7 protein-coding genes and 1 riboswitch are annotated in these 7,303 nt (G+C 65.7%); of the genes, 1 reads left to right on the top strand and 6 read right to left on the bottom strand.

The genetic code is table 11. From position 1 onward, the window contains the following. Positions 1 to 234: 234 nt before the first annotated feature. The 6 genes from RT028_RS19445 to RT028_RS19420 all read right to left on the bottom strand — a co-directional run bounded on the left by RT028_RS19445 (position 235) and on the right by RT028_RS19420 (position 6,426). Positions 235 to 1,584, bottom strand: a complete 1,350-nt coding sequence (locus tag RT028_RS19445; protein WP_312936993.1) for an OprD family porin — start codon at positions 1,582 to 1,584, stop codon at positions 235 to 237. Then, positions 1,581 to 2,021: a pseudoazurin gene (locus tag RT028_RS19440; protein WP_312936991.1), complete on the bottom strand. Its 441-nt coding sequence runs from the start codon at positions 2,019 to 2,021 to the stop codon at positions 1,581 to 1,583. The genes RT028_RS19445 and RT028_RS19440 overlap by 4 nt, the downstream gene beginning before the upstream one ends. Before the next feature lie 17 nt (positions 2,022 to 2,038). Next, the gene (locus RT028_RS19435) at positions 2,039 to 2,827 is read right to left on the bottom strand and encodes an ABC transporter ATP-binding protein (RefSeq protein WP_312936989.1); all 789 of its coding nucleotides are present in this window, start codon (positions 2,825 to 2,827) and stop codon (positions 2,039 to 2,041) included. Continuing rightward, on the bottom strand, positions 2,824 to 3,837 hold the full coding sequence (locus RT028_RS19430) for an iron chelate uptake ABC transporter family permease subunit (RefSeq protein WP_312936988.1): 1,014 nt from the start codon (positions 3,835 to 3,837) through the stop codon (positions 2,824 to 2,826). The genes RT028_RS19435 and RT028_RS19430 overlap by 4 nt, the downstream gene beginning before the upstream one ends. 2 nt (positions 3,838 to 3,839) lie before the next feature. Further along, on the bottom strand, positions 3,840 to 4,847 hold the full coding sequence (locus RT028_RS19425; protein ID WP_312936986.1) for an ABC transporter substrate-binding protein: 1,008 nt from the start codon (positions 4,845 to 4,847) through the stop codon (positions 3,840 to 3,842). 125 nt (positions 4,848 to 4,972) lie between these two features. After that, positions 4,973 to 5,226, bottom strand: a riboswitch (cobalamin riboswitch). 27 nt (positions 5,227 to 5,253) lie between these two features. After that, positions 5,254 to 6,426 (bottom strand): DUF1624 domain-containing protein, encoded by a 1,173-nt coding sequence (locus RT028_RS19420; protein WP_312936984.1) that lies wholly within the window; start codon positions 6,424 to 6,426, stop codon positions 5,254 to 5,256. 200 nt (positions 6,427 to 6,626) lie between these two features. On the opposite strand from RT028_RS19420, the gene RT028_RS19415 reads away from it, so the two are divergent. Next, positions 6,627 to 7,187 (top strand): sterol desaturase family protein, encoded by a 561-nt coding sequence (locus RT028_RS19415; protein ID WP_312936982.1) that lies wholly within the window; start codon positions 6,627 to 6,629, stop codon positions 7,185 to 7,187. Positions 7,188 to 7,303: the final 116 nt, after the last annotated feature.

Here is a 7,303-nt window from a genome sequence, read left to right as displayed (position 1 = left end):
CAAGAAGTTGCGCAGTGCTGCGCAAGTTCTTGCGCACCTGGCTGTAAGCCCCGCGACATGGGGGCTGTAGCGGTTTTAGGGGCTGTGGAACGGGGTTTTGTTGTGCAACTTTTTGCGCAGCAGGGCTCGACGACAATTGCAGGAGTTTGATCGTTTGATCAGGTATACGGCCCTTGAGATCCGGTCGATGATGACGGCGCGGGGGAGGTCATTTTCAGCGGCGCGAACCCTCAGCTACAAACCGCCCCCCAGCGGATACTCCACCGCCAACCTCAGCTGATTGCTGTCCAGTTCCGCCTGTGCGGTATTGCCGCGGTGCACGTCGTGGCGTACGGAAAACGTCATCCCCTTGGCCTTGCCTTGCTGCACCACGTAACGGGCTTCGAGGTCGCGCTCCCAGTGCTTGCCGCCGTTGCCGTAACCCAGGTAGGCGTAGCCGCCGTCGCGATCGACGTGGCGGCCGTCGATGTCGAAGCCGCGCACGTACAGGGCACTGAGCAGCAGGCCAGGCACGCCGACGCTGGCGAGGTCGAGGTCATAGCGCGCCTGCCAGGATTTTTCGTTGGGGGCGTTGAAGTCGGAAAGCTGCACGGCGTTGGTCAGGTACACCGCGCCACGGCTGACGTAGTCGAACGGCGTATCGCCGTGCACCTGCTGCCAGCCGACGCTGAAGGTGTGGGCGCTGTGGCGATAGCGCGAAATCAGGCTCCACGTGGTGTTGTCGATGCGCCCGGACAGCGCCTTGCCGGTGTCGCGGGTGTGGTAGAGGTTCAGGTCCAGGCTGATGCTGCTGTTCTCGTCCAGCGCGTGGCTGAGCGTGCTGCCCAGATAGTGCTGATTCCAGGTGTCCTGGTAGCGCGAGGTGTACAGGCTGGCGCTGACCGCTGCGTTGGGGTTCCAGATGGCGCCGGCAACGTCGAAGCTGTCACCGCGCTGTGCATTGGAATAGTTGACGACCAGATCGCCATGATGGCTGGAAGCGTTGCGGTCGGCGTTGGCGGTGAAATGTCCGCCCACCAGCTTGAGGGTGTCGATCTCGGCGCTGCTCAGCCACCAGCCGGTGAAGGTTTCGGGCAACAGGCGGCTGTCGGAGGCGCTGAACACGGGGGTCTTGACCCGTTGCTCGCCGTAGGTGAGCACCGTGTTGGACACGCGCATCTTCACGGCGGCCCCGGCGCGGCCATAGTCGCGCTGGGGATGACCGTCATTGTCGACGCTGAGCAAGCGCGCCTTGCCGGCGCGGCCGCCGCCGCTGTCGAGCTTGACCCCGAGGTAGCCATGGGCATCCACGCCAAATCCGACCGTGCCCTGCGTGAACCCCGAGGTAAAGGTGCCCATCAGCCCATAGCCCCATTCTTCAGCCAGATCGCTGCGTGCGCTGCGTGGCTTGTAGGCGTTGCGTGCGCTGCCGTTGAGCGAGCCGTGGTAGTAGTCGCGCCGGTCGTAGACGCTACGGTTGAGCACGCTCCAGCGGCTGTCTTCGACGAAGCCACTGGCGCTGGCCTGGGCCGACTCGGCGGCCATGCCCACGGGTGTGGCTGCCAGCAAGGGCAGCACCAGCGCCGTACGTTTGAGGGCGCTCATTGGCCGGCCTCCAGCTTTTCCAGCTGCGCCGTGATGCGCGCTTTGGCGCGAGCCGGCAGTGCAGCGGGCAACTTCGCGCCCTTGAGATCGGCGTCGCCGACCTGGATCAGCATGACCATGCCCATGGCCACGTGCGGCAGGCACTGGATGCCGTACAGACCGGGCCTATCGAAGGTCTGCTCGGCCGATTGGTTGAGCTTGCTCTTGAACGCTTCGGCACCTGCGGGCAACAGCCCAGGCAAGGTGGCGGCATTGTGGCTGGCGTGGGTGGGCAGGAAGCGCACCGTGTCGCCAGGGGCGATGCGCAAGTGGTCGGGCTCGTAGACCATGGCGCCGTCGGCGCCGCGGTTGAGCATCTTCACGTCAAAGGTGGCGGCCAGCGCAAGCGGTGCGAACAGCAGGCCGGCGGCAAGCACGGCGGCAGGTTTCAGGATCATGCTCGGAACTTCCAGGTTCAGGGGGCGCGCACGCGCAGGATGCGTGTGCCGTCAAAGGGATCGGTGAGGTAATGGCCGTGCACGCCGAAGGTGCTCAGCAGGCGTTCAGGGGTGAGCACGTCAAGCGGCGCGCCGAGGGCGACCAATCGACCTTGGTCGAGCACCGCCAGACGGTCACAGGTCAGCGCCTGGTTGAGGTCATGCAGCGCTACCACGCTGGTGATCGGCAGCGCCTGCACGCAGTGCAGCAGGCTCAGTTGGTGCTGGATGTCGAGGTGGTTGGTCGGCTCGTCGAGCAGCAGCACCTGCGGACGCTGCGCGAGGGCACGTGCAATGTGCACACGCTGGCGTTCGCCGCCAGACAGCGCGCCCCACAGGCGCCGTTGCAGGTGCATGGCATCGACGTCGATCAAGGCCTGCTCGACGATGGCTCGGTCATCCGCGCCGAATGGCGCCAGCGCCGACAGCCACGGCGTGCGGCCCAGCGCCACTGCATCGAACACGCTGATGGCGTCATGGGTGTCGGCGTGCTGTTCGACCAGCGCCAGGGTCTGCGCCACGCGGCGGCGGGGCAGGCTGGCCAGCGTTTCGCCCAGCACGTGCACGCTGCCCTGGCTCGGCGCGCGCAATCCGGCCAGCAGCTTGAGCAGGGTCGACTTGCCCGAGCCGTTAGGCCCGACCACACCCAGGGTTTCCCCGGCGACCAGCTGCAGGTCGATGCTGTGCAGCAGGGCATGGCCACGCACGCGTAAACCCAGGCCAACGCAGCTCAACGGCGCCCATTGGACCGCGGCAAGATTGCTCATGGGCGCCCCCGGCGGCTGATCAGGATCAGTGCAAATACCGGTGCGCCGATCAGCGCAGTGACCACGCCCACCGGAATCACCTGGCCGGTGATCAAGGTGCGCGAGAGGATGTCGGCGCAGATCAGGAACAACGCCCCGCCCAGCGCACTGGCCGGCAGCAGCCGGCGGTGGCCCGGACCGAACAGCAAGCGCAAGGCGTGCGGGATCACCAGGCCGACGAAACCAATGGCGCCGACGATCGACACCATGACCGCCGTCGCCAGCGCTGCCGTGCTGATCAGCAGCAACTGCGTGCGCCGCACCGGTACACCCAGTGATGCCGCCGAGTCTGCGCCGAACGTGAAGGCATCCAGGCTGCGCCGGTGCCACAGGCAGACCACCAGCCCGATGAGGGCCACCGGCAACGCCAGCGTCACGGAAGGCCAGCGCACGCCGCTGAGGTTGCCCAGGAGCCAGAACAGAATGCCGCGCGCCTGCTCTGCGGTGGCCGATTTGGTGATCAGAAACGCGGTGATGGCATTGAACAGTTGCGAGCCGGCGATGCCGGCCAGAATCACCTGCGCGTTGTTGTGCGCAGGCCCCGCAGCGCGGGCCAGCAGCAACACCAGCGCGAAGGCCGCCAACGCGCCGATGAAGGCCCCGGCCGACAACGACAGCGCCGCGCTGCCGATGCCGAGCAGGCCCACGGCCACCGCGCCGGTCGAGGCGCCGGCAGACAGACCCAGCAGATACGGCTCAGCCAGGGCATTGCGCAGCAGTGCCTGGAGGATCACCCCGCAGGTCGCCAGGCCGGCGCCGCAAGCGGCAGCAACCAGGGTGCGCGTGAGGCGATAGTTCCAGACGATGCCGGCATCGATCGGATCGACCGGGTAACCGGCCTGCCACAGGTGATTGGCCAGCACCTGGAACACCACCTGGGGCGCGACAGCGGTTTCGCCGATGCTGATCCCGGCGAGCAAGGCCGCCATCAGCGCCAGGACGGCGAGGGCGCAGGCGGGCAGTACGCGCATCCTCACTGCGCCGGCTTACCGCTGGCGAATGCCGCAGACAACGTCTCCAGCCCGCGGAACAAGCGGATGCCGGCCTGCATGGCGTCGGCATCGAGGATGATGATGCGACCGTTTTTCACGGCATCGAGGTGCTTGGCCACGGGGTCGGTGCGCAGGAATTCGAGCTTTTTCTGGTAGTCGTCTGCCGGGAAGCGGCGGCGGTCCATGCGCGCGATGATCAGCCAGGTCGGGTTGGCCTTGGCCAGGGTTTCCCAGCCGACGGTAGGCCATTCCTCGTGGGACTCGACCACGTTGCGCACGCCGAGGGTTTGCAGCATAAAGTCGGCGACACCTTGGCGACCGGCCACGTAGGGGTCGATGTCGAGGTCTGCGCTGGAGAACCAGAACAACGCGCTGGTGTTGGACAGGTCTTTGCCGGCCAACTGCGCCTTGGCTTTTTGCAGGCGGCCGCGCAGGTCGGCATTGAGCGCTTCACCGCGCGCCTGCACGTCGAAGATTTCGGCCAACTGGCTGACGCTCTTGTAAATGGTGTCGATCTGGAACGGCTGGGTGCGGGTGCCGTCGGCGCCGTTGAGGTTGTCCTTGCCTTCGCAGTCCGAAGGCAGCAGGTAAGTGGGGATGTTCAGTTCCTGAAACTGCTCGCGGGTGCCGACCACGCCTTGCTCGCCGACCATCCACTCGAACTGCACGGTGACCAGTTGTGGGCGCTTGCCGACCACGGCTTCAAAGCTGGGGTCGTTGTCGGCCAGGCGCTCGACCTTGTCGTTCTGCGCCTTGAACTCGGGCAGTACGTCGTTGAACCACAGCGAGCTGCCGGCCATGCGCTCGCCCAGGCCCAGGGCATACAGAATTTCGGTGCCGGCCTGGCCGATGGTCACGGCGCGTTGCGGCGCCTGGGCGAAAGTCTGCGGCTTGCCGCAGTTCTCCACCGTGAGCGGGTAATGGGTGGCAGCAGCTTGGGCCAGGCCAGACAGGCCGAGGCCGGCGATGAGGGCGGCGAAACGAAGCATGAAGACGATCTCCTATCGTGGTGCAGCGGGCCGCGCGCACGGACAGGCATCGTCGGCGCCGCTTGCATGGGGGCAAGCGACGCCACCCTGGACAGGGTGCCGATGGCCGTCCCGGACACCCCGCCGGTCGGTGATTGTGTGCCGGCAGGTCTCCTGACTGGTGCGTCATGGCCTGGCTCCAGCCTTCCCGGATCAGACGCTGTGCGAAATCGATCTGCCGTTGTGCAGAAACGTTTCAAACAGCGCCGGGCATCCAGTGGCATCGATGGAGCAGGCTCGGCACCTACAGTTGCGGGGGCAGTTTCGTTTGGCCACGCATTGAGCGGGCCACGAATTCCCTATTAATTCCTGGGGGGAAACCGGCGGGCGGCATGGTAGACCATCACCCGCAGGGCAGGGAACCTTTTCACAGGTATTTGAGCCAGGCGATGTCGCGCCGGCGTGCCTTGAGGCGGGCGAAGGCGCGCACCGGCACATACAGCGCGGCGGCCAACAGCACCGCGCATAGCCACACCGCACCCATGCTGTCGAAGCCGAAATACTGCCCGTGGTTGAGGCCGAACGCCGCCACGCACAGCACATAGGCGACCTTCAGCACATACAGGTGCAGCAGGTAGAAGAACATCGGGGCCGCGCCCATCACCGCCAGCACACCGATCCAGCGGGCCTGGCCTGCGCGCTCGAAACCGCGCAGCAGCAACAGACCGCAACCGAGCGTCAGGCACAGGAACAGCAAGGAGGGCGGGTACTTGGTGATGTTCATCAGGCTCATGAAGGTCTGCAGCGTGCTGGGGTAGCTGCTCCACGGCGCCTCGCCATAGCCATTGAGCACGCGCAGGCCGATGAAGGCCAGCAGTGCCAGCAGAGCCACGATCAGCAGCCGGCGCTGACGCACGCTGGCATCGGCAGTACGGCCAAACCACGGTCCGAGTGCGTAGCCCAGGGCAATCACGCCAATCCACGGCAGCACCGGGTAGGAGGTGCGCAGGCGCATGTGCTCGGACACGTCCAGCCAGCCACGGTCATGCAGGATTGCCCACACCACGTGCAGGGACGAGCCTTGGGCGAAGTGCAGGTGGTCGAGCAGGTTGTGCCCGCCGATGATCACCACACCGACCGCAATCAGCGCCGGGCGTGGCAGCCAGACCAGCGCCGCGAGGGCGATCATGCTGATGCCGATGGCCCAGATCACTTGCAGGTAGACCACGCTCGGCGGCAGCTGGAAGGTCCAGGCGAAATTCACCACGGTGAATTCCAGCACGACCAGGAACAGCCCGCGCTTGAACAGGAAGGCCGAGACATCGCTGCGGCCCTGGTATTTCTCGCCATACAGCCAGGCGGACAGGCCGGTGAGCAGCACGAACACCGGCGCGCACAGGTGCGCCAGGGTGCGACTGAAGAACAGCGAAGGCTCGGTGGCGGACACATCCATCGGGTCACCGACCTGATGGTGCAGGAAGAAGGTTTCGCGGACGTGGTCCAGCAACATGAACAGGATCACCAGACCGCGCAGGGCGTCGATGCTTTGCAGGCGTTGAGTGATCAGCGTGGGGAGGGGGGTGGCGTTGGCGCTTGTCATGAAAGATCGCAGGCAAGAGGGTGGGCTTCAAATGGAACGTTATCCTATAACATTATTCACGAATGCCACTAGTTATTTCATCTTTCATCGCTCAACTCCCCCACGCAGATCAAGCCGACGCGTCACTCCCCGTGTTACACGGGGAACGCTATCCTAGGCGCAACACTCCATAGCTCACCTGATCGAATCGAACGGACGCCATGCTCACCAATCTCGCCATCTTTCTCATCACCCTGGCCGGCATGGAAGTCTTTGCCTGGGCCGCTCACAAATACCTGATGCACGGCATCGGCTGGGGCTGGCACCGCTCGCACCACGAGCCGCGCACCGGCTGGTTCGAGAAGAACGACCTGTATGCCGTGGTGTTCGCGGGGCTGGCAATCCTGCTGATTGCGCTCGGCAATGCCGGCTGGCACCCACTGGAGTGGATCGGTGCCGGGATGACCGGTTACGGGCTGCTGTACTTCATCGCGCACGATGGCCTGGTGCATCGGCGCTGGCCATTCCGCTACGTGCCGCGCAATGGCTATCTCAAGCGGCTGTATCAAGCGCACCTGATGCACCACGCGGTCGACGGCCGTGAGGGGTGCGTGTCCTTCGGCTTCGTCTATGCCCCGCCTGTGGATCGCCTCAAGGCGCAGTTGCGCGCCCGGCATGCCGGGCCGTTGCGTTCGGCAGCGGCACGCGCGTCCACAGCTGAGGGTCACGCGGCGGATAGCGCCGCAAGCGCCGCAGCAGACTCGTCCACAACCCCCCGCTGAGCGCGCCGACCTTCTCCAGCTTGCTGGTCGAGGTTCGCGTATCCCAGGCTCGGGCGCCTGCCGCCCGCACCCGGATGCCGATTTTCCGGTACACCGCCCCGGCACTGGCCACGGCC

The organism is Pseudomonas sp. (assembly GCF_032058845.1).
In the GTDB taxonomy this organism is placed as follows: domain Bacteria; phylum Pseudomonadota; class Gammaproteobacteria; order Pseudomonadales; family Pseudomonadaceae; genus Aquipseudomonas.
Note: the sequence above shows the minus strand (reverse complement) of the source record. Positions and strands in the feature narration are given on the sequence as shown.

Coding starts and splice junctions, on each gene's coding strand:
- RT028_RS19440 (WP_312936991.1), bottom strand. CDS start 2,021: ATGATCCTGAAACCTGCCGCCGTGCTTGCCGCCGGCCTGCTGTTCGCA.
- RT028_RS19425 (WP_312936986.1), bottom strand. CDS start 4,847: ATGCTTCGTTTCGCCGCCCTCATCGCCGGCCTCGGCCTGTCTGGCCTG.
- RT028_RS19445 (WP_312936993.1), bottom strand. CDS start 1,584: ATGAGCGCCCTCAAACGTACGGCGCTGGTGCTGCCCTTGCTGGCAGCC.
- RT028_RS19420 (WP_312936984.1), bottom strand. CDS start 6,426: ATGACAAGCGCCAACGCCACCCCCCTCCCCACGCTGATCACTCAACGC.
- RT028_RS19430 (WP_312936988.1), bottom strand. CDS start 3,837: ATGCGCGTACTGCCCGCCTGCGCCCTCGCCGTCCTGGCGCTGATGGCG.
- RT028_RS19415 (WP_312936982.1), top strand. CDS start 6,627: ATGCTCACCAATCTCGCCATCTTTCTCATCACCCTGGCCGGCATGGAA.
- RT028_RS19435 (WP_312936989.1), bottom strand. CDS start 2,827: ATGAGCAATCTTGCCGCGGTCCAATGGGCGCCGTTGAGCTGCGTTGGC.